Source organism: Lentisphaera profundi (assembly GCF_028728065.1).
Taxonomy (GTDB): domain Bacteria; phylum Verrucomicrobiota; class Lentisphaeria; order Lentisphaerales; family Lentisphaeraceae; genus Lentisphaera; species Lentisphaera profundi.
In genome coordinates, this window is record NZ_CP117811.1 from 1954224 (window position 1) to 1974345 (window position 20122).

At 40.3% G+C, this 20122-nt stretch carries 18 protein-coding genes; 13 read left to right on the top strand and 5 right to left on the bottom strand.

From position 1 onward, the window contains the following. The first annotated feature begins 11 nt into the window (after positions 1–11). From PQO03_RS07825 to PQO03_RS07850, 6 genes are all read left to right on the top strand, one after another. Positions 12–401, top strand: coding sequence for an FHA domain-containing protein (locus PQO03_RS07825; protein ID WP_274149328.1), 390 nt, complete (start codon positions 12–14; stop codon positions 399–401). A gap of 2 nt (positions 402–403) precedes the next feature. Next, on the top strand, positions 404–1291 hold the full coding sequence (locus PQO03_RS07830; RefSeq protein ID WP_274149330.1) for an MBL fold metallo-hydrolase: 888 nt from the start codon (positions 404–406) through the stop codon (positions 1289–1291). Further along, positions 1288–3219: an AI-2E family transporter gene (locus PQO03_RS07835; protein ID WP_274149332.1), complete on the top strand. Its 1932-nt coding sequence runs from the start codon at positions 1288–1290 to the stop codon at positions 3217–3219. Before PQO03_RS07830 ends, PQO03_RS07835 begins: the two co-directional genes overlap by 4 nt. Before the next feature lie 72 nt (positions 3220–3291). Next, complete coding sequence (gene thiI, locus PQO03_RS07840; protein ID WP_274149334.1) at positions 3292–4593, top strand: tRNA uracil 4-sulfurtransferase ThiI; 1302 nt, start codon at positions 3292–3294, stop codon at positions 4591–4593. Between the two features lie 3 nt (positions 4594–4596). Then, positions 4597–5634 carry a tRNA preQ1(34) S-adenosylmethionine ribosyltransferase-isomerase QueA gene (queA, locus tag PQO03_RS07845; protein ID WP_274149336.1) on the top strand — a complete coding sequence of 346 codons (1038 nt, stop codon included), beginning with the start codon at positions 4597–4599 and terminating at the stop codon, positions 5632–5634. Between the two features lie 259 nt (positions 5635–5893). Continuing rightward, entirely contained in the window at positions 5894–6871 is a 978-nt protein-coding gene (locus tag PQO03_RS07850; RefSeq protein WP_274148809.1) for a LamG domain-containing protein, read from the top strand. Between the two features lie 43 nt (positions 6872–6914). Here the strand turns inward: PQO03_RS07850 and PQO03_RS07855 are convergent, their stop codons facing one another. Beyond that, the gene (locus PQO03_RS07855) at positions 6915–7796 is read right to left on the bottom strand and encodes a universal stress protein (RefSeq protein WP_274149337.1); all 882 of its coding nucleotides are present in this window, start codon (positions 7794–7796) and stop codon (positions 6915–6917) included. Positions 7797–7937: 141 nt separating this feature from the next. On the opposite strand from PQO03_RS07855, the gene PQO03_RS07860 reads away from it, so the two are divergent. From PQO03_RS07860 to PQO03_RS07885, 6 genes are all read left to right on the top strand, one after another. After that, positions 7938–8297 (top strand): hypothetical protein, encoded by a 360-nt coding sequence (locus PQO03_RS07860; RefSeq protein WP_274149338.1) that lies wholly within the window; start codon positions 7938–7940, stop codon positions 8295–8297. Positions 8298–8478: 181 nt separating this feature from the next. Then, complete coding sequence (rpsU, locus tag PQO03_RS07865; protein ID WP_274149339.1) at positions 8479–8673, top strand: 30S ribosomal protein S21; 195 nt, start codon at positions 8479–8481, stop codon at positions 8671–8673. 82 nt (positions 8674–8755) lie between these two features. Then, the gene (metG, locus tag PQO03_RS07870) at positions 8756–10894 is read left to right on the top strand and encodes a methionine--tRNA ligase (protein WP_274149340.1); all 2139 of its coding nucleotides are present in this window, start codon (positions 8756–8758) and stop codon (positions 10892–10894) included. 33 nt (positions 10895–10927) lie between these two features. Further along, on the top strand, positions 10928–11629 hold the full coding sequence (locus PQO03_RS07875; RefSeq protein ID WP_274149341.1) for an EamA family transporter: 702 nt from the start codon (positions 10928–10930) through the stop codon (positions 11627–11629). Between the two features lie 268 nt (positions 11630–11897). Continuing rightward, the gene (locus tag PQO03_RS07880; RefSeq protein WP_274149342.1) at positions 11898–12443 is read left to right on the top strand and encodes a glutathione peroxidase; all 546 of its coding nucleotides are present in this window, start codon (positions 11898–11900) and stop codon (positions 12441–12443) included. Positions 12444–12490: 47 nt separating this feature from the next. Beyond that, a complete protein-coding gene (locus tag PQO03_RS07885) occupies positions 12491–12778 on the top strand; it encodes a hypothetical protein (protein ID WP_274149343.1) in 288 nt (95 codons plus the stop codon). Between the two features lie 10 nt (positions 12779–12788). On the opposite strand, the gene PQO03_RS07890 is transcribed toward PQO03_RS07885, so the two are convergent. Further along, a complete protein-coding gene (locus PQO03_RS07890; protein ID WP_274149344.1) occupies positions 12789–13508 on the bottom strand; it encodes a pseudouridine synthase in 720 nt (239 codons plus the stop codon). Positions 13509–13655: 147 nt separating this feature from the next. On the opposite strand from PQO03_RS07890, the gene PQO03_RS07895 reads away from it, so the two are divergent. Next, positions 13656–14165 carry a DUF1016 N-terminal domain-containing protein gene (locus tag PQO03_RS07895; RefSeq protein ID WP_274149346.1) on the top strand — a complete coding sequence of 170 codons (510 nt, stop codon included), beginning with the start codon at positions 13656–13658 and terminating at the stop codon, positions 14163–14165. 13 nt (positions 14166–14178) lie between these two features. Here the strand turns inward: PQO03_RS07895 and PQO03_RS07900 are convergent, their stop codons facing one another. The 3 genes from PQO03_RS07900 to fbaA all read right to left on the bottom strand — a co-directional run bounded on the left by PQO03_RS07900 (position 14179) and on the right by fbaA (position 20092). Then, the gene (locus PQO03_RS07900) at positions 14179–15456 is read right to left on the bottom strand and encodes a DUF1552 domain-containing protein (RefSeq protein ID WP_274149348.1); all 1278 of its coding nucleotides are present in this window, start codon (positions 15454–15456) and stop codon (positions 14179–14181) included. 11 nt (positions 15457–15467) lie between these two features. Continuing rightward, entirely contained in the window at positions 15468–18749 is a 3282-nt protein-coding gene (locus PQO03_RS07905) for a DUF1592 domain-containing protein (RefSeq protein ID WP_274149350.1), read from the bottom strand. A gap of 266 nt (positions 18750–19015) precedes the next feature. Next, on the bottom strand, positions 19016–20092 hold the full coding sequence (gene fbaA, locus PQO03_RS07910; protein WP_274149352.1) for a class II fructose-bisphosphate aldolase: 1077 nt from the start codon (positions 20090–20092) through the stop codon (positions 19016–19018). Positions 20093–20122 lie beyond the last annotated feature (30 nt).

Below are 20122 nucleotides of genomic sequence, written 5' to 3' on the forward strand. Positions count from 1 at the left end.
ATAGGATAATTATGACTGATTCTAACAATCAGGAAAACGACGTAAGAACCTTAGCCATGTCACGTGCCAGTATCATGAAAGGTGTCAAAAAACGACGTGTTGGATTTCTCGATATAAAAAGAATCAACGAACAAGTCCAAACCTATAGGCTTGATGATAGCGACACCATCATCGGGCGCACGAGCGATAATCTGATAAAACTGGCCTACGCAAATATCTCTCGACATCATTCTAAAATCTCTCCTTCTAACGAAACCTATTCTATTGAAGATCTCGAATCTACCAATGGCACTTATGTAAATGGTATTAGTATCGCAAAATGTGTCTTACATCCCAATGACATCATCCAAATAGGCGACACTCATTTATTTTACTATGAGCGTGAAGAGATTATTTCTTAATAATGAAAAATGCACTTATCACTTTTTGGGGCTGTCGTGGTTCTATTGCAACTCCAGGCAGATCAACTGAACGATACGGGGGCAACACCTCTTGTACTTGCTTAAAACACGGACAAGAATACTTTATTTTTGACGCCGGCACAGGTATTCGCGGACTAGGACTAGAATTGATGGAACTAGTAGAACAACACTTTGATGGCCACACAATTGAACTCAATATTTTTTTAAGTCACACACACTGGGACCATATCCAGGGCCTTCCATTTTTCCAACCCGCATACGATTCCAGATTTAAACTTAATATTTATGGTTCTGAAAACAAAGATGACATGCTAGAAAAAACTTTGTCTGGACAAATGAACTCCGCCTACTTTCCCGTCCCTATGTCACAATTAAATTCCGAACTCAATGTACACGCAGATCTTCAAGCTCTTAACATCAACGGGGTGAAAGTTTGTTCAGCCGCTCAAAATCACCCCGGAGGATCTACAGCTTTTAAAGTAACTTTAGATGACGGCAGAACCTTGGTCTATGCCACTGATAATGAACTAGATCTACAGTTTCATAGTGACGGCACGCCTAAAGACGACATGGGACAACGTTATTTTGAACTCATTTCTAAAGTCGATTATCTCATTGCAGATGGCCAATACACTGACGAAGAGTACCCCACGAAAATTGGATGGGGCCACACTTCTTTAAGCCTAATCCACAAAATTGCTTATTTAGCCGAGGTGAAAAACCTCGTAATATACCACCATGACCCCATGCATACTGATAGTGTTTTAGAAGACCTATCACATAAATATACCCATGAATATGAATCATTAACCCCTCCAATGCAGGTAATCTGGGCTCGTGAAGGGCTCACACTCCAACTCAGATCATGAAAACAAAAACAACTTTACTCAACAAATTCACCTCGCCACTCACTCATGCCATCGAAGCAAGCTTTGATTCTTTAGCATTTCATTCTGTCGGCGAGAAAGAACACTCTCAAGCCATTGATTCTGTCATTATTTTAGCTGCCGAATTGCTAAAGCAATCAAAGAAAAGTCGCCTCAGTCAAATTAAAGCTGTTCGTAGTTACATACACGAAAGTTTTGGTGATGAAGCCCTCCAAAAATTCTCACAGGAAATCACTCGTGAACACAAATTAAACTGGGAAGAAACATGTATCCCCTTACTTAAGTTCCCTGCGCAAGATCGGAATAACTTACTCAAGGCTTTTATGCAGATCGCCTATTTTGATGAAGAATTTCGCGAAGAAGAGGCCTACTTCATTACGCTCCTTGCTAAAAATCTTAAGATCTCTAAACACAAGCGTGCGGCCATAAAAGCAGAAATCATAGAAAGGCAAGACACCAAACAAAAACGTGCACTTTCTTTAGCAGGCTTCTTAGCTATACTACTCGTCTCCATTCTTTTTATTCTCACTGCGATGTATCTAAAATCCGTCTTAATTGGCGTCGCCTTAGCATATTTTTTCTTACCTCTACAACAGTTTTATCTTAAAAAATTCATGGGCAATAACACCATTCAAAGAATCATGGAGCTCAAACCCCAAAGACGAAGCTTACATGACTGTAAGCTCCTAGAGAAGCGCGCCAACAAAAAGATGAACCTGGCCTGCAACCTCACAATTTTCACCGTTTTTTTTGCTTTCATTTTGGTGATTACGCTATTCACAACTGCAAGCTATACCGTGCTTAAAGACACACAGAAAAAAATCGTCCACATCAAACAAGAACGCCTAGACCACCACTTCACACAAGAAGAGAAAGCAGGATCTATTGAAGAGAAAACGCCTACAACAAATACAAAAGCAATCAATGATAACACTAATTCACCGCTGATTAATGAGCACGTAGATTCACCAGTAATTGAAGATCAGGGCTTATCAGAAAGCTATGTTAATTGGATACGCAAAGAAGTAAGTGAACTTCAGGATAAACTTCAAGATTTCCCTGTCCTTTCCGCTGGAATTACTCAACTATCTTTATTCCTAGAGGACAAAAATAATTTCAATGCTATCGCCGCAAAAATCACCAAAGCTTCGGGCGGACTACTAGGAACGCTCCAAGTCATGGCAGGCACTTTTGTCAATATTGTTTTAGATCTCTTTATGGGCTTCTTTTTCTTCATTTTCTTTCTTAAAAAAATGGCTTTATTCCAACTTGTTTCGGGCGGCCAATCAACCGGCCAGTACCTTATTGAGGGGATTTTCAATAGCACGTGGACACCTAGTTTAAAGCAATCTACTAAGCAAGAAGCCATGGATATCCTTGACGTTATCATCGAAAAAATGCAACGCTGGGTAAAAGGATGTATGTTTATCATCCTTATTGAACTACCTATCTTTTTAATTGTGTTTAGTCTTATGGGTGTTCCTTTTGCCATTCCTTTAGCCATTATTTCAAGTCTACAAGTCCTCCTTCCTTTCTTAGGCCCCATCATTGCCATGACTCTAACTCTTGGCACATGCTTATTTAATGGAATTACTGACCCCGCTTTCTACTTGGGACTGATGTTTGTTTACTTTCTTATTGTCACCCTTCTCGAAGGCTTTTTTCTCTACCCAAAACTCGTCGGTGCATCTCTGGGTTTGACTCTCCTGGAAACTATCATTGTGGTTTTACTTGGTGGGATTTTTGCTGGTATTGGCGGAGCTATCTTTGGTGTTCCTGCTGCCTCTATCATCAAATACCTATCTCCAAGAATTTATCGAAGCTTCTTTGCTAATAAAGAAACTCCCCTAGATGAAGATGAAGATCATGATGATTTACAAAACACAACAGAGCCTGAGCAACTAGCTTAGATCATATCTTCCCTGTTTTTTTAAATAGATGGAACTATATTCCGCCAATTTTAAAGAACTTAAGGAAAGCTCATGTCAAACATACCCGTAAATTGTTTCCTTCTCCGATACAATGAAATTGGCACCAAAGGTAAGAACCGCTGGCAATTCGAACAAAAATTACTCAATAATATTTCACGTCAGCTCACAAATAGAAATGAGTTCAATTACTATCGTGACCAAGGACGATTTGCTCTTAAAAAGAGAGATAATAGTTTCTTTTCTCCAAAAGAAATCCAAATCGCTACAGAGGCACTCAATCGTACTTTTGGTCTAGAGTCATACGCTCCAGGCATTATGACTGACCCAGATTCCGATACAATTCTTGAGCTCATCGAAAAACATTTTCCCAGCGCTTATGAACTCGGAAAAAACCAGCTACTCCCTCAACAAGATTATACATGTAGAGTACGCTGTCGCCGTAGCTGGAAGAAATTCCCCTACACATCCAAAGAAATGGAAATCAATATTGCCGACAAAATCCTTCCTAGCTATGATGACCTCAAAGTCAATCTAAAAAAAGCACACCTAACTATCGGAGTAGAAATCCGTCCTGATATTGCTTTTATTCACTTCCAGGATTACAAAGGCTTAGGTGGACTTCCCGTTGGCTCAAGCGATCCGGTCCTCTGCTTATTATCTGGAGGCATTGACTCTCCTGTCGCGGCCTTCAAAGCCATGCAAAGAGGAAGCCATGTGAATTCAGTGACTTTTGAAAGCTTTCCTTACACTCAACCTGAGTTGATTGACAAGGTGGCTAAACTACAAAATATCCTAGATCGCTACCAAGATCGCCCTGCACAATTCTACGCCTGCAATATGGCTGAGTCACAAAAAATGATTCGCGATAAATGTTCAGAACGCTTTAGAACTATCTTATATCGTCGAATCATGATGCGTGTCTCTTCTGTGCTTGCGGTACATTTAAAAGCCAAAGCACTTCTCACTGGCGAAGCAGTTGGCCAGGTCGCTTCACAAACTCTTGCCAATATGGATACTATAAATCGCTCAACCGACACCCTCGTCCTTCGTCCCTTAGTCTGCATGGATAAAAACGAAGTAATTGCCATTGCAGAAAAAGCAGGCACTTTCGACGTATCAAACATTCAGTGCGCCGACTCTTGTACTACTTTCGCACCAGGAAAACCTGCCACTAATGGCAACCCTAGACTTCTTGAAGAACAAGAAACGAGATATGAAGCCAGCGATGCTATTATTGACTGCCTTAAGAATACTCGTTTGATTGATACTCATAGCTTAGAAGAAACTCCCGTCCCCGAACTCATTGAGATTTATGAGCAGAACTTCAAGCGACAGTGGTTTGGAAACGACTAAAAAATGAGTACACACCTCAAAGATTATAACTTCCACCTCCCCGAGGAGCTAATCGCACAGCGACCTCCTGAGGAGCGACATCAATCGAGAATGATGGTTATAGATAGAAGTACATCTAGCCGTGAAATCATTCCCTTCCAAGAATTCCCTTCTTTTCTCAAAGAAGGGGATTTAATTGTTCGGAATAACACAAAAGTAATTCCCGCTCGACTCTTTGGTCACAAAAAAGAGTCTGGAGGCAAAGTGCAAGCATTGCTTTGCGAAGAACGCAAAACCGGTCTTTGGCAAGCCATGCTAAAACCTGGACGAAGACTTCGAGCCGACACAATCATCCAGATTGAGAATACCAAAGACGAGTACTTCACTGTCAAAGAAAAATTAGATGACGGCACTTACCTGATTCAATTCTCTAACCCTGATGTCCTCAGCGTTCTCGACAAATATGGCCACATACCCCTACCTCCCTACATGAATCGCGAAGATGATGAGCAAGATCGTCAGCGTTACCAAACCGTTTTTGCCGATCAACCAGGTGCCGTTGCAGCTCCCACCGCAGGCCTTCATTTTACCGATGATATTTTTGCGCAGTGCGCAGAAAAAGGTGCTTCATTTACTGACCTAACCTTACATACTGGTATCGGCACCTTCCAACCCGTCTCATGCGAAGATTTATCTCAGCACCAAATGCATAGTGAGTTTTTTGAATTATCTGAATCAAGTGCAAAAAAAATCCACACTACGAAAAAAAATGGCGGTCGTATATTTGCTATTGGGACAACTTCGGTACGTACCTTAGAAACTTGTGCTAACCCAAAAAATTTCATCCAGGCCGGCAAAGGAAAAACACAAATATTCCTCTACCCCCCAAAAACACCACAAGTAACAGACTGCTTATTAACTAACTTCCATTTACCAAAATCTACTTTACTCATGCTTGTCTCCACCTTTTTCCCTCGGGAAGAGGTACTAGCAGCTTACGAAAGTGCCGTAGAAAACCAAATGCGTTTCTTCAGTTACGGCGACTGCATGCTCATCGTCTGATCACCCCACCCTTAAATATTAACAAATAGTTAACTTTTAGGATTTTTCTCATGAAATATGAGGAAAAATACTGGATTATACATTTTTTTTACAAAACACTTTTTGATAAGTACCGTTATTGGCCTATGATCCTAACAATGGTAATGGGCCATAGGAAACGAGGAGTTTTATAAATAGAGAAAGATACAATATCCTCTCTATAAATTTCTTTTGGATATTACTAATCTAACGATTGGTATTTAATAAAACGGGGAAAAATATGAATATAGCATCAAAAATCATCAGCACTTTAATTGTAACACAAGCGAGTCTTCTTGCTGGACAAGTAGCTGAATGGACTTTTAACAACTCAAAAAATACTCTGGCCGATACTTCTATCAGCCAAGAACACCAAGCAACTATGGTCGGCAAGGCAGCCCGCTTTGGCTTTAAAGGCTACGATAAAAAAACTAAATACGCTGCTAGATTTGAAGGCACTCTCGATAGCATGATTCTTGTCGACAAACACCAAGATTTCGAAAGTAAATCTTTCTCATGCCTAGTTTACACCAAATCCGCTGTGACGCGTGACGGTAAATACCGGTCTGTACTCTATGCGCGAGACCAAGAAGGATTTTGCCTATACCAAGGCCCCCGAGGCAATTGGCAAATATGGTCAAAAGGTTACGAGCCAAATTGGACTAAGCATATTATTGCACCAGTTATCGAAAAACAATGGGAACAATTCCTTATTTCATACAACGCTAAGGATGTCAACCCTGACAATAAAAAGCAAGGGCGATTGCTTGTGTGGCTAAACGGTGATCTAAAAGTAGATACTTACAGCGATTATTTACCCTCTATGAGCAAGTTGAGCATTGGCTCAAACACAGTGGGCACCGCTAACTACAAAGGCTTAATTGATCATATTGAACTTTGGAATGAATCTATCCTAACACTCAAGGAACAGCCGAAACAACTCTCCCCTCTAATTACAGAAAAAGATATTAAACTTGCAAAAATACGATTATCCGAGCTCAATTTTGATAGTGAGGCTAAAATTTCTTTAACAGGAGATGACGCGCAATTTTGTTTTATTAAGGATCAGAGCATCTTCTTACAAAAAGGCACTGACCTCCAAACCAAAACACAGCTTTCAATCAACGTGAACGTGAGCTCTGGTTTAATTGCTCAGACTTGTTCAATAGAGCTATATGTCCCTATCGCCAATAAAATGGTAAGTAGAATTCAAAAGTAAGAAAAAAACTCCCTTCTCGTAAGGGAGTTTTTTACAGCTTAAACTAGGGGATCACAAGGATATCTTCTTTGAAATCATTGAGCAACCAACGCATTGTACTCCCCATAAAAAGCCTCTCAACACTCGAATGAGATGAAGCTCCCATAACGAGTAATTCGGCATCTACTTCATCACACACGCGTTTAACTCCATCTGCCGCACCTCCAGAACACACTTTCTCAGCATAACAAAGACCCTCTAAATCCAAATTTTGAACAGCCTCTTTCATAAGCTTGAGTACATTATCGTGAATGAGGTCTCTTTCGACATCTTCTTGAGGGTAATAAACATTCAATTGTCCTTCTAGGTCAACATACCCCGTACTCTCGGGGATGACGTGCACAAAATAAATCTGAGCCGAACAAGCTTTCGCAACCATAACCGCAACATCCGCAGCTCTCTTACAGTTTTCAGAAAAATCCAGCGCGCAAACTATCGTTTGTGGTAAGCGACTAATACTTCGGTGTGGATGTACCCAAACAGGCGTACTGGCATGAGCTATAATACGCTCTGCTTCCGTCGTCAAAAACTTATGCATTACCCCTTCGGTATGCCTTCCTACCACGATAAGCGAATTACTATGCTTATTGGCTACCGCAACTAATTCATTGTGAATTCGACCAATTTGAACAACGGGCTCCTCTACATGACTTGCTCCATGCTTATTGTACAAATGATCAACGTCTTTTTTGAACTTTTCTAATGCCCCTAAACGTGATTCTTCTGTTTCTCGAGGATAAAATGGATTAAAACCTAAAGTTTCAATAACATGTACGGGACGAATCTTTGCTTTAAAGACCGTTGCTAATTTCTGTGACTCCCTAACTGCCATACTAAAATGATGTTCAGAAAAAACTCCAGTCACTATATTGTCTATATGCATCATAATTAAACTCCACTATTGGATTTTATCTTAATATACAACATCTTATATAGTAATGGAAATTTCCCTCATATTAAAAATTGATCTAACTATTTAAGCACTCTATAGTAGTCCAACTTCAACTAAAACAAGGCTCTATCTACAATGAGACCCATACTCTTATTCCTCTCGCTATTCATCCTTTCTAGCTGCGCCTTATTTCAACCCTCACAGAAAGATCTATTTTATACTGACTACGAAAGCAACCCCGATTATAGCACTCGTAAAATGGGCACCTATTTTGTGGTCCTTACCTTTCGACCTAACACTATCTATAATAGCTACACCGTTGAAGAGCCTGGGGTCAAATTCGTTTGGCGCATGGGTGATAATGAAATAATGATCAACAAAGATGAATTGAGTATTAATAAAAAGCAATTTGGCAATATTGAAGGCGCTCGAATCGTCAAGATCGACAAGGGAAAAGTTTATATTGACGATAAATATCGAAAGGCGCTTAAGTAAATTTGATATTTTTATCCTTACATTTCACATAATAAGTGACTTAAGTATTAATTATCAATAGATAAGCTTGACGCTAGCATTCATAAGGTTATAGTAGCGACCTTTAAAAGTCAGTTAAACTATAATTTTTTTTTACATTTTAATATTAAGTAATAAAATACATAAACTTTAGGGAAAATACATGCCATCAGAAGTTAGTGCAAAAAAAGGTGAGCCAATCGATAAGGCTCTTAGACGTCTAAAAAAGAAATTAGACCGTGAAGGTGTACTCCGCGAGTTACGTAACCGTCGCTGCTACGAGAAACCAAGCGAAATCAAAAGACGCGAAGGCAAAAGCCTTGTTAAGCGTATCAGAAAAGAGAATCGCGCTCGCTAAGAGAATTGCTGATTCACCCCTTTCAAGCTGGTCTTTATGACCAGCTTTCTTTGTTTATATCGATCCAAAAAGACCCTCCCTCATGAGTAAAAAACGCCTAATCACCTCTGCGCTCCCCTACGTCAATAACGAACCACATCTCGGCAACCTCATTGGCTGTGTTTTATCCGCCGACTGCTTTGCTCGATTCTCTCGCATGCGTAATTACGAGACTTTATATATATGTGGCACCGATGAATATGGAACTGCGACAGAGACAAAAGCGACTCAAGAAGGTTTAAGTCCAAGAGAAATATGCGATAAGTACCACGAAATTCATAAAAATATCTACCAACACTTTAATATCAGCTTCGATGCCTTTGGCAGGACTTCTACAGAAACTCATACGAAAACTGTTCAAGAAATATTTAAGCAAGTCGCTAAAAATGATCGCTTAAAAACCGTAGAAAATGAACAGTTCTACAGTGAAAACATGGATAAATTCCTAGCAGATAGACTTATCAACGGTACTTGCCCTAAGTGTGGGTATGATGACGCCCGCGGCGACCAATGCGATGGTTGCGGTGCACTACTTACTCCCACTGAACTGATTGACCCCAAATGCAGTGTTGATAAATGCACTCCCGTTTTGCGTAAAACTAAACACCTACACCTTGACCTCCCTAGCCTCAGCAATGACCTCGAAGCATGGCAGAACCATTCAATCGAATCAGGCCACTGGCCCAATAATGCCGATACAACAACACGCTCGTGGATGAAACGAGGTCTTGAGTCCCGCGCCATCACACGCGACCTCAAATGGGGCGTCCCTGTCCCATACGAAGGTTTCACTAATAAAGTATTTTACGTTTGGTTTGATGCCCCTATTGGCTACGTCTCCATTACCCGCGAAGCCTTTCCTGAAACATGGCAAAATTGGTGGCACGATCCCGAAAACACTGAGCTTTTTCAATTCATGGCAAAAGATAACATCCCTTTTCACTCAGTAATTTTTCCTGCCACCCAAATAGCCTCAGGTGGCAAATGGACTATGTGTCATCACCTAGCCTCTACTGAATACCTGAACTACGAAGATACTAAATTCTCAAAATCACGTCATATCGGTGTCTTCGGCTCTGACGTCATCGCCTCTGGCATTGACGTTGATCTCTGGCGCTTTTATCTGCTTGCTATTCGCCCAGAAAAACAAGATTCTGCGTTTACTTGGCAAGATTTTTTTGATAAGGTCAACAATGAGTTTTTAGATAATATCGGAAACCTCGTTAATCGCTCACTTGTTTATGCAAACAAAAATTTCTCTGGCCCCATTAAACTAAGCCCTTATACCGATGTACAAAGTGAGTTTATTGGCAAAGCACAAGACTTAATAAAAGATATCACTAAAGCCTACGAAGCCTGCTCATTCCGCGAAGCTATCAGGCTAATTTTATCTTTGGGAAAACTCGGCAATAAGTTTTTCCAAGACGAGGAACCTTGGGTGAAAATGAAAGATGGCAAAGAAGACGAAGTACGCGCATCCATAAACATCCTCGTTCATTTGATTTGTGATATCTCTATCCTTCTCTATCCCGTTATACCCGAAACCTCGAAACGCATTCAGAGTTTCATCAATGTCGAAGATCAATCTTGGTCTAGCTTAGGTGATTTTACTAGACTCGTAGGCAAAGAAGTAAATAAACCGAGTATCCTATTTCCTAAACTCGATACTAAGCGCATCGAAAAATTACGCAGCAAATTTTCTGGTGAATCTGACCCCTTTGAGCTTGTCGACCTACGTGTAGGTCGCATCAACAAAGTGGAACTCCACCCCGAAGCTGATCATCTCTATGTTTTGAAAATTGATCTTGGCGAAGAAAAAGAAAGAACCATTTGTTCAGGCCTCGCCAAACAAATTGACGCCGATAGCTTATTAAATAAGCATGTTGCAGTCGTTGCAAATTTAGTGCCTGCAGAATTACGCGGCATCGCCTCTGAAGGAATGGTACTCTCTGTTGCCAAGAAAAAGAAACTCGAAGTCTTGGATGCTGGACAAATCACTCCTGGTTCTTGCATCCTTCGCAAAGACGAAAAAGAGCACGCCAAGGCTGAGATAATTATAGATCAATTCAAAGAAGTCAGCTTACGAGTCAAAGATGGAATCGCTGTCTGCGATGGAGAAGCTTTGTTCGCCGACGAGCAAGAGCTTAAGACAATAGACATCTTAAATGGCAAGCTAGCCTAATATCATCTCCCGCTGAAAAGCGGGGGACTTTTTATGTGGATTTACCTTGGTCTCTTATCTGCCCTATTCCTGGGAATATATAATATATGTAAAAAACACAGCGTCAGTAACAACGCTGTGTTACCTGTTCTCTGCCTATCTACATTTACAAGTTTCCTCGTCTCCAGCCCCCTATTAATTGCCTCTCGGCTCGAGCTAGAATATATTAGACACTCTACTTTTTATATACCGAGCTTAAGTATTGAACTACACTTATTGATTTTTATTAAATCTGCTATCATCTCCAGCTCATGGCTACTCGCATTCCACGCCCTCAAACACCTTCCCCTAACTATTGTCGCACCCATTCGTTCGGCAGGACCTTTTTTCACCCTTATTGGCGCCGTCTTCCTCTTTCAAGAACGCCCTAATCCAAAACAATGGCTAGGACTTATCATCGTCCTCTTATCTGTTTTCCTGTATTCTTACGTAGGAAAAAAAGAAGGTATTCAATTTAGAAAAAATAAATGGATTCACGCCATTATCTTAGCCACCTTGCTAGGCTCCTCTAGTGGACTTTATGATAAATTCCTTATCCAAGACCATCAGCTTAATGCTCAAAGTGTTCTTACTTGGTTCTCTTTCTACTCCTGCCTGATCTTCACTAGTATTTTCTTTATCATAAGAAAGCCACAAACACCCCATGATTTCAGATGGCGCTGGAGCATCCCCGCTGTGGGCGTTTTATATGTTTAGCCGATTTCTGTTATTTCCGTGCCTTACAAGATCCTCAGGCACTCATCATTCTGCTTTCGGCAGTAAAACGAAGTCAAATTTTGATCACAGTAATTTTAGGAGGGCTCATTTTTAAAGAAAAAAATAAGCGCCAAAAGCTCGTCCCCTTATTTGGAATTATCATTGGTGTTTTTTTAATACTTTATTCAAGCTAAATTCTTATATTGCGCTTAAGGAATAATGGCATACCTTATAGATAGACAATTAAAAGAGTATGGATACACAGACTATGAAAAAAATTCTCAGCTTATTTACATTGATTTTTACCGCATGTTCAAACCCCCAATACAAGGTACCACAAAAATCCCTTCACGAGTTTACTGTTAAAGATATCGACGGTAAAGATATAAACCTAAACACCCTTAAAGGCAAAACTGTCCTAGTGGTTAATGTTGCCAGTAAATGCGGCCTAACTAAGCAATATACAGACCTACAAAAACTCTATGACAATTACAAAGATAAAGACTTCGTCATTATTGGTTTTCCTGCAAATGATTTCATGGGGCAAGAACCTGGAACAAATGAAGATATTAAAAAATTCTGTTCACTAAAGTATGATGTTAATTTCCCCATGATGAGTAAAATATCCGTCAAAGGAGATGACATGGCACCCCTCTATAAATTCTTGGTTTCAGACCCCACTCACGGCGGTAAAATCAAATGGAATTTCGACAAATTCCTAGTTGACCAAAATGGCAAAATTATCAACCGCTTCAGCCCAAGAACTAAACCACTCGATGCTAAAATAACTAAAGCAATAGACGCCTCCCTCTAATAATGCAGCAATTATCAGGATCCGCACAAGGTTTTTTTGGGAGCCTAATGATTTTTTTAATGAGGCTGTGGCGCTTTATTGCCTTAAGTCTCTTAGCAATTGTGGCCATCATACTAGGAGCCACAGCCTTTTTGATCATCATTGTACCTCTGATCATTTACCTGCTTATCACGAAAAGAAAATTCATTCATGTTCTTCGTAAGAATAAAGCTAAATTCACCTCTACTCAATCACAACGATCTAATAGTCAAAGCACTTTTAATACTTTCACAAATAATTCGACTACTCCTACACGAGAAGAGGAAGAAGTCGATATTGACATAGCAGCTAAATAACAGGCTGTACTTACTTAAATAGCTCCACTTCTTCTGGACTCATATCGCGCCATTCTCCCTCGGGAAGCTCAGGATCTAAAGCAAGATCACCGATTTGCTCTCTATGTAAACTTTTCACCATATTGTTTACCGATTCAAACATGCGCTTGACTTGATGGTAGCGCCCCTCGGTGATTTTTAAACGATAAGTCTTTTCTCCGAGTCGCTCAATTTTTGCCGGAGCAGTGATTTTGTCATCTTCATCTAAGTAAAGCCCTTCTTCTAAACTTTGCATATCTTCTTGACTAAGCTCCCCTGCACTCCCCACCAAATAACTCTTTTCACATTTTCTTTTTGGAGAAGTAATTCCATGAGCCCACGTTCCATCATCAGTCAATATAACCAAACCCGTAGTATCTATATCTAATCGTCCACAGGAAAACGGCTCCCTACTAGCTAAAGATGCCGGCAGTAATTCAAGGACAGTTTTTAAACGCTCATCTTTGGCAGCACAGACATAACCCTTAGGCTTGTGCATCATAATATAAATCTGTTCGCGATACTGCAAAATCTCATCATCAAAAACAACTTCATCATTCGCTAAATCCACGAGAACTTTACCCGACTTCTGAGGAATATTATTAATCTTACCATAGCCATTTTTAAGTGCTCTTGTCGCTTCTGAACGCGTTAATCCAGTGCATTTTGAAATCATTTTATCTAAACGAATTTTTGCCTTTAATTTTGCCATCTTATTTACCTTTGAATAATTTAATCACAAGTAAAACCTCATTGCGATTTACGCAAGCCCACATCTCTAGTTTAAGCTCATGATTGATGACCTTGTAAGTCATCAAAAACGGCATATTTTTCAGCCAAAATTATAAGGAACACGATAATGGACCCCGATTTATTTAATCTCAGTGGACTCCCCGACCCCCAAGAAAATGCCCCTGAAGAAGAAGCCATCTCTATGACTGACTTACTCGATCAACTTTACTCAGATGTAAGCGCTATGGTAAATAACGAAGAGACTGACCCAAAATCTGTAGAAGTAGCTTGGTTCACAGGAGAAAAAGTCCGTAAAGTCCTTGGCTTCATACAGAGTTCTCCTAAAGCACCTGAGGCACTTCAAGAACTAACAAAACATTTAGAAGAAATCACCAAAGGTAAAATCACTCCCGAAAACACCCTTGATTATGTTCGTTTTGCCGAGACTTGCCCAGACATTCAAATAGTTTCTCGCCTCAGCGAGCACCTACAACTCGCTCATTTCCTCACAATAAGTGCATTAGATGATGACATGCACAGAGTTTTTTACAGCGAAAAATGCTTTAGTGAAAAATGGACTGTTGAAGCTCTGAAATCTGCTATTTCTAAAAAAAATTTTGAAAGCGAATACGAATAGCTCACTCAATTCCTCAAGTAAATACTTCACCAAGACGGCCACTAGAATCTCCAAATGACTCTACCGGCACAGCTGTATGATTAAGCATACTCAACCATAAATTGGCCAAAGGCGTTTCGCGTGATTTAAAAGCAAAATGCTGGCCAGTTTTTACTCCACCACCTCCGCGACCCGCAAGAATAAGCGGCGTATTCATTTGATCGTGAACACAGCGAATTCCACCACCATATGCTAGCAAAGAGTGATCCAGTAGACTCCTGCCATAAACGTCTTTAGTACTTTTCATTTTACCCAACAAATAAGCTAAGAGCTCCGACTGAGCTTTATCACGTGCCTCTGATGCTTCACGACGCGCATCAAAGCCCTTATAATGGCTCATAGAATGCGTTGGCATATTTTTGATATCTAGATCATTCAGTATCGCGCCCAAAGGTTGGCGATAACTAATAACTCTCGTTGAGTCTGTTTGCATTGCCGCAACCATCAAGTCATACATCGAGCGAATCCCTGCAATCCCCGTCAATTGTGCTTCAGGCTTCTGTAAGTTCACTTTGGGCTTTTCTTTGCCTGCCCAGACATATGCGCGCTTCAAATCTAACTCCATCGAGCGAATCGATGTAAGGTATTCATTGATTTTTTCACGATCATTTTTACTAATCTTTTTATTAATACTTCGAATATCTTCATACACAGAATCCAAAATACTTTTCTCCTCAAGAATCTGCTTCCTTCTTTCTAGCAAACTCAGTCCACCATTACCAAAAAGTTTTTCAAAAACCTCTATCGGATCTCGTTCACCCGCAAGCGGAGTACCTTTGGCATCCCAAGCCAAAGAAAGCCCAGGGCCTAAGCCCCCCTCGCCCTTAGTAGAGAGTTCTAGTGATTTAAACCTTGTACTTCGCCCCGAATATTCCGCCGCAACTTGATCACAAGAAATACTATTTTTAAACTGGGTTGTAGGATCTCGATAAACATTTGCCGAAGTCAACCACGTCGTTGTTCCCGAATGCACACTTCCAGGAAAATATTTATTTGACAAATTACTTAAAACAGAAAAATCTTTGCGGTATTTCTCCAAAGGCTTCAAGCCTGCAGGCATTTTATAATGAGCTCCCATCTCCTTGGGAAACCAAGTTTCCTCTGTAACACCGTAGGGAAAACCTAAAAAAACAAGCCTCTTCGGCACCTTGCCTGCAGATCTCCTCGGGGCTGACATAGCTTCAAGCATCGGCAGTGCAATACTCGCACCGACACCACGTAAAACTGTTCTTCGCGAAATAGCTTTAAACATCTATCATCCCCTTATTTTAAATGAAAGGCATCACTTGTTGCCACTGCATACAGCAGTGCTCTTGCCCCATAATCATTTTTAATTGTATATTGAAAAATATCTTCCACTAGCTGCGAATCTTGAAAGCCGACTGGACGACCCAAGCCATAAGTCAACATCGCTTTAATTAAGCCTCTAAGCATATCTTCTCTTTGCGTCATTAAGCCTTTTCGCATTTCGACAAAGCCATCAAAAGGCGTCGCATCAGGCAGCCTTCCTTCTGAATCAATCGCGCTATATGTAACTTTTTTCTTTTTGCCAGGAACCGCCTCTTGAGTGCGCCATTTACCCACTGTATCAAAGTTCTCCATGCCAAAACCTAAAGGATCAATCAAATCGTGACAGGAAGCACATTGAGGCAAAGCTGAGTGAGCTGCTATCGATTTTCGTACTGTATCAATTTGCTTTCCCAAATCAATATCCAACTGAGGCACATTCGGAGGAGGAAGCATTTGGGGCCTATTAAGAAATTTCTTCAATACATACGCTCCCCGCTCAACGGGCGAAGTTCGATCACCATTGCTTGTCATCGTAAGTACAGATGAGTGACTCAACATTCCTCCCCTCTTACTATCTTTATCAAATCTTTCCAAACGAAATCCACTCTCGCCTTTTGGGGCTAAGCCATAAAAGATGGCCATACTATCATCCACAAGAGTAAAATCTGAGTGAATCAAATTATCGAGACTTAAATTTTTCTGGAAGAGTTCATTAATAAAAAGTTGACTTTCTTTTATCGAGCTCAATTTCACAGCATCATTATAAGAGCGATAAATATTTTGATTGACTGCAATTTCTAAAACTTTTTCTAATTCAAACCATTGACTTGCAAAACCCCCGATGAAACCTTGGAATTTATCATTTTCGACCATTCGGTCGATTTGCTGCTTCAAAATTGTGGGACGATGCAAAACACCCTTTTGCGCTAATCGCATAAGCTCTTCATCTGGCATACTACTCCACAAAAAATAACTGAGCCTAATCGCTAATTCACGATCATTTACCCAAGTGCGTTTTTCTCCACTCTCTTCTACCATATATAAAAAATGACCCGATGATAAAATCGTGCTTATTGGTCGTACTAAAGCCTCTTTCATAGATTTCTTTGTACTGAACTCTTCTCGAAATACCTTCATCACACGTTTGACATAAGCATCACTAACTTGAGCTCCACGAAAAGCTTTTTTTGCAAAATTAACAAGGATGATTCCTGCTTTCTTTTCTGCTTGAACAAGATCATTTTCATCTTCATTCATAAAAACCTCCTCACCCTTACTTCTATTAATTGGCCCTATAAATTCTATACGATCAATCCAAATACCATCAACCCCCTCATGATTTTTATCGGCACGCTTATTTAGCTTTTTGCCTTCTACTGGGACTAACATTTCAAATGGAACAGATAAAATGAGTTTCTCACCCTTTTTATCATCAGAGATCTTTACGAGGACCTCATTAACCTGCCCTTCCTCTAAAGATTTAAACACAGGGATAGCCGCCAAGGTCACGGCGGTTTTCCTGCCCCCCATAGCGACCTTTAAATAGGCCGATTTAACATTCGCTTTATGTAAAGCGCTGTGAACCCTCAGGATATATTCACCTGGCGGCACCTGCTTTGAAAAATCAAGCTCAAAACGCTGTAAGTTCCCGTTAAAGCCATTGGAATAAGGAAAGAGTAATCCTCCCTTTTTAGTCACTTCCATATCTACATAATTATTCCATGGGCTATGAAGGCCATCCCTCAAAGCACCTTTCAAACGATTTTTTAAAGCGACCTCATCAGCTTGTTTATACTTAGCTAAAACTTGCTTCATGGGCAAAGCTTTCATATCATTTTCTATATCTTGCTGACGCTTAATATTTTTTTTGATTTTCTTCATTTCTTTATCAATGCGCGACGCCAATAGATCTTCCAACTCAAAACTGTAGACCTTAGGTAAACGTTTTTCTTCTGATTGCATTTTCATCGCTTTCTTCACAGCTTCTTCTGCCGATTTAAAATATTGACGCACCTGAAAAGGTGAAATTGATAAAGCCTCCCCTACCGTATCAAAACCATTGTATAAATTATCTTCTGGAATAGCCTCAACATCGACTTCTACACCCAATAGTTCATACATAGTTCGTTGATATTCTCGGCGATTGAGGCGGCGAATTGTCGCGACCCCCTTTTGAGACGCAAAGTGTAAGCGCGCAGTGCTTAAACTCTCACTCAAAGAACGAATCACGCCACTCATCTCTTTTACTTCCGGTTGATCACTTTTTTTCGGGGGCATCTGAGCTCCATTCAATGTATCGAGCACGTCCTGCCAATGCTGTACATCTCCCGGTGTTTTTAAAGCATACGCTAAAGTATCGAGCCTCATTCCACCTTTCTGTTTTTTCACCCCATGACACTCGGTACAATACTTATCAAAAAAAGGGCTTACACGATTTTTATAATCACTTATTTTTAAAATATCTAGATTGGTTTTTTCTTTAGGAAGATGCTTTCCCCTAAGGGACGAGAAATCCTCTAAATCAACTTTTAGTTTATTGAATTCAAGTCCAGAATCAATCTTAGCAAAGTTTTTAATAATTTCACTAATTGCCGACTCTTCTAAATCTTTCGCCTGATAAAGGCTCCGCCCTTTGGGACTTATATCTTCAGTGATCTCCACTTCTTTTTTCGTGACTTGGTCGAGGACCTCACCTTTAGCCTCTTCAGGAACGAGTACTTTTTCACTAAGTTTGGTACTAAGAGTGATTTCCGGCTTAATGTTATCGCTATTTAAAAATAAATAATAAGCCGCTCCCACTAGAGCACAAAATATAAATCCGAGTATCATCGGGACTTTAGATTTTTTTTGCGATCGACGCAAAGCCTTACGCTTTTTAGTTTTGACTTGGTCGATTTTTATCTTGGTCGATTTTTTCACTTCTGGGGATTTTGTAGCTAGTCCTACTTGCGGTGCTGATTTTTGCTCCTCAGAACAGTCATTATCACAGGATGCCGCAGGAACACTCTCCTGCGGGCAGGCCGTTTGTTCGAGGACACATATATAAGCATCGCAGGAACAAGCCAATTTATGATTAAATGCCTCTCGATCAAGAAGTAAATTCCTTTGACAACTTGGACAAGAAACTTTAATCTCAGGCGTACCCAGTGGAACCGTAAAATAACTCCCTCCACAAGAACAATGAGGTTTATTATTTTTCCATTCTAATTCTTTTTTACAAAATACACATTTTTGTCTTTCTGAATCTACGGTCATTGATTTACCTAGCTCTCATTCATATTGGTCTAGAAAACAATCTCTACCTTAAACACTACGAAAGCTAAATGAGCTATATGACATCTACTGGATTAATTTGCCCCTTTCGCAAAATAAATCACTAAGTCATTAGATCATTTCTTCACTTAGACCTTTCTCATCAATTTCGAGCATAGCTTCATTATTTTGACGCTGATCAAATAAAAAAGCCCCGTACTTCCAAGAGAAGTACGGGGCTTTTAAAAAGCTGGGGTTTTAACTAATGATTAGTTAAGACCCTTGCCGTTAAGATCTTCAAATGCCTGAACGATACGAGCTACAAAAGTCTCTTGACCTTTACGTAACCATACGCGTGGATCATAGTTCTTTTTGTTAGGCTTATCAGCGCCATCAGGATTACCGATTTGACCCTGAAGGTAAGCTTCTTTCTCTTTGTAGAACTTCATTACACCTTCCCAAGTTGCCCACTGAGTATCAGTATCGATATTCATTTTGATAACGCCATAGGAAATAGCTTCAGTAATTTCTTTCGGACTTGAACCTGAACCACCGTGGAAAACGAAATCTACAGGGTTTTCACCAGTATTGAATTTTTCTGTAATGTAAGCCTGTGAATCACGGAGGATTGTAGGAGTCAACTTAACATTACCAGGCTTGTAAACGCCATGTACGTTACCGAAAGAAGCCGCAATCGTGAAATTAGGGCTGATTTTGCTGAGACGCTCATAAGCTTCTGAAACTTCAGAAGGCTGAGTGTAGAGCAAAGATGCATCCATGTCAGAGTTATCAACGCCGTCTTCTTCTCCGCCAGTACAACCGAGTTCGATTTCGAGAGTCATGTCCATTTTAGCCATACGCTCAAGGTATTTTTCACAAGTAGAAAGGTTTTCTTCAAGTGACTCTTCCGAGAGGTCAATCATGTGTGAAGAAAAGAGTGGCTTTCCAGTTTCAGCGAAATGCTTTTCAGAAGCATCGAGCAAACCGTCGATCCAAGGGAGAAGTTTCTTTGCCGCGTGATCAGTGTGAAGGATAACAGGAACGCCATAGGCTTCTGCAACTTCGTGAACGTGCTTTGCACCAGAGATAGTACCGATAACTTGAGCTTTTTGACCTTCCATCTTCAGACCTTTACCAGCGAAGAAAGCCCCGCCACCGTTAGAGAACTGAATAATAACGGGAGAACCGACTATCGCAGCCGCTTCAATAACACCGTTTACAGAGTCTGTATTAACACAGTTTACTGCAGGAAGAGCTGCTTTGTGTTCTTTACATACATCAAAAATTTTTCTTAGGTCGTCACCAGTTGCAACGCCAGGTTTTACAGAATCGAATACTTTAGCCATGTTATTTACCTCTTTAGGTTTTCTTTTATT

What these genes read in the sequence shown, in the direction of transcription:
- PQO03_RS07825 (WP_274149328.1), top strand. Translation starts at nt 12, where the DNA reads ATGACTGATTCTAACAATCAGGAAAACGACGTAAGAACCTTAGCCATG.
- PQO03_RS07830 (WP_274149330.1), top strand. Translation starts at nt 404, where the DNA reads ATGAAAAATGCACTTATCACTTTTTGGGGCTGTCGTGGTTCTATTGCA.
- PQO03_RS07835 (WP_274149332.1), top strand. Translation starts at nt 1,288, where the DNA reads ATGAAAACAAAAACAACTTTACTCAACAAATTCACCTCGCCACTCACT.
- thiI (WP_274149334.1), top strand. Translation starts at nt 3,292, where the DNA reads ATGTCAAACATACCCGTAAATTGTTTCCTTCTCCGATACAATGAAATT.
- queA (WP_274149336.1), top strand. Translation starts at nt 4,597, where the DNA reads ATGAGTACACACCTCAAAGATTATAACTTCCACCTCCCCGAGGAGCTA.
- PQO03_RS07850 (WP_274148809.1), top strand. Translation starts at nt 5,894, where the DNA reads ATGAATATAGCATCAAAAATCATCAGCACTTTAATTGTAACACAAGCG.
- PQO03_RS07855 (WP_274149337.1), bottom strand. Translation starts at nt 7,796, where the DNA reads ATGATGCATATAGACAATATAGTGACTGGAGTTTTTTCTGAACATCAT.
- PQO03_RS07860 (WP_274149338.1), top strand. Translation starts at nt 7,938, where the DNA reads ATGAGACCCATACTCTTATTCCTCTCGCTATTCATCCTTTCTAGCTGC.
- rpsU (WP_274149339.1), top strand. Translation starts at nt 8,479, where the DNA reads ATGCCATCAGAAGTTAGTGCAAAAAAAGGTGAGCCAATCGATAAGGCT.
- metG (WP_274149340.1), top strand. Translation starts at nt 8,756, where the DNA reads ATGAGTAAAAAACGCCTAATCACCTCTGCGCTCCCCTACGTCAATAAC.
- PQO03_RS07875 (WP_274149341.1), top strand. Translation starts at nt 10,928, where the DNA reads ATGTGGATTTACCTTGGTCTCTTATCTGCCCTATTCCTGGGAATATAT.
- PQO03_RS07880 (WP_274149342.1), top strand. Translation starts at nt 11,898, where the DNA reads ATGAAAAAAATTCTCAGCTTATTTACATTGATTTTTACCGCATGTTCA.
- PQO03_RS07885 (WP_274149343.1), top strand. Translation starts at nt 12,491, where the DNA reads ATGATTTTTTTAATGAGGCTGTGGCGCTTTATTGCCTTAAGTCTCTTA.
- PQO03_RS07890 (WP_274149344.1), bottom strand. Translation starts at nt 13,508, where the DNA reads ATGGCAAAATTAAAGGCAAAAATTCGTTTAGATAAAATGATTTCAAAA.
- PQO03_RS07895 (WP_274149346.1), top strand. Translation starts at nt 13,656, where the DNA reads ATGGACCCCGATTTATTTAATCTCAGTGGACTCCCCGACCCCCAAGAA.
- PQO03_RS07900 (WP_274149348.1), bottom strand. Translation starts at nt 15,456, where the DNA reads ATGTTTAAAGCTATTTCGCGAAGAACAGTTTTACGTGGTGTCGGTGCG.
- PQO03_RS07905 (WP_274149350.1), bottom strand. Translation starts at nt 18,749, where the DNA reads ATGACCGTAGATTCAGAAAGACAAAAATGTGTATTTTGTAAAAAAGAA.
- fbaA (WP_274149352.1), bottom strand. Translation starts at nt 20,092, where the DNA reads ATGGCTAAAGTATTCGATTCTGTAAAACCTGGCGTTGCAACTGGTGAC.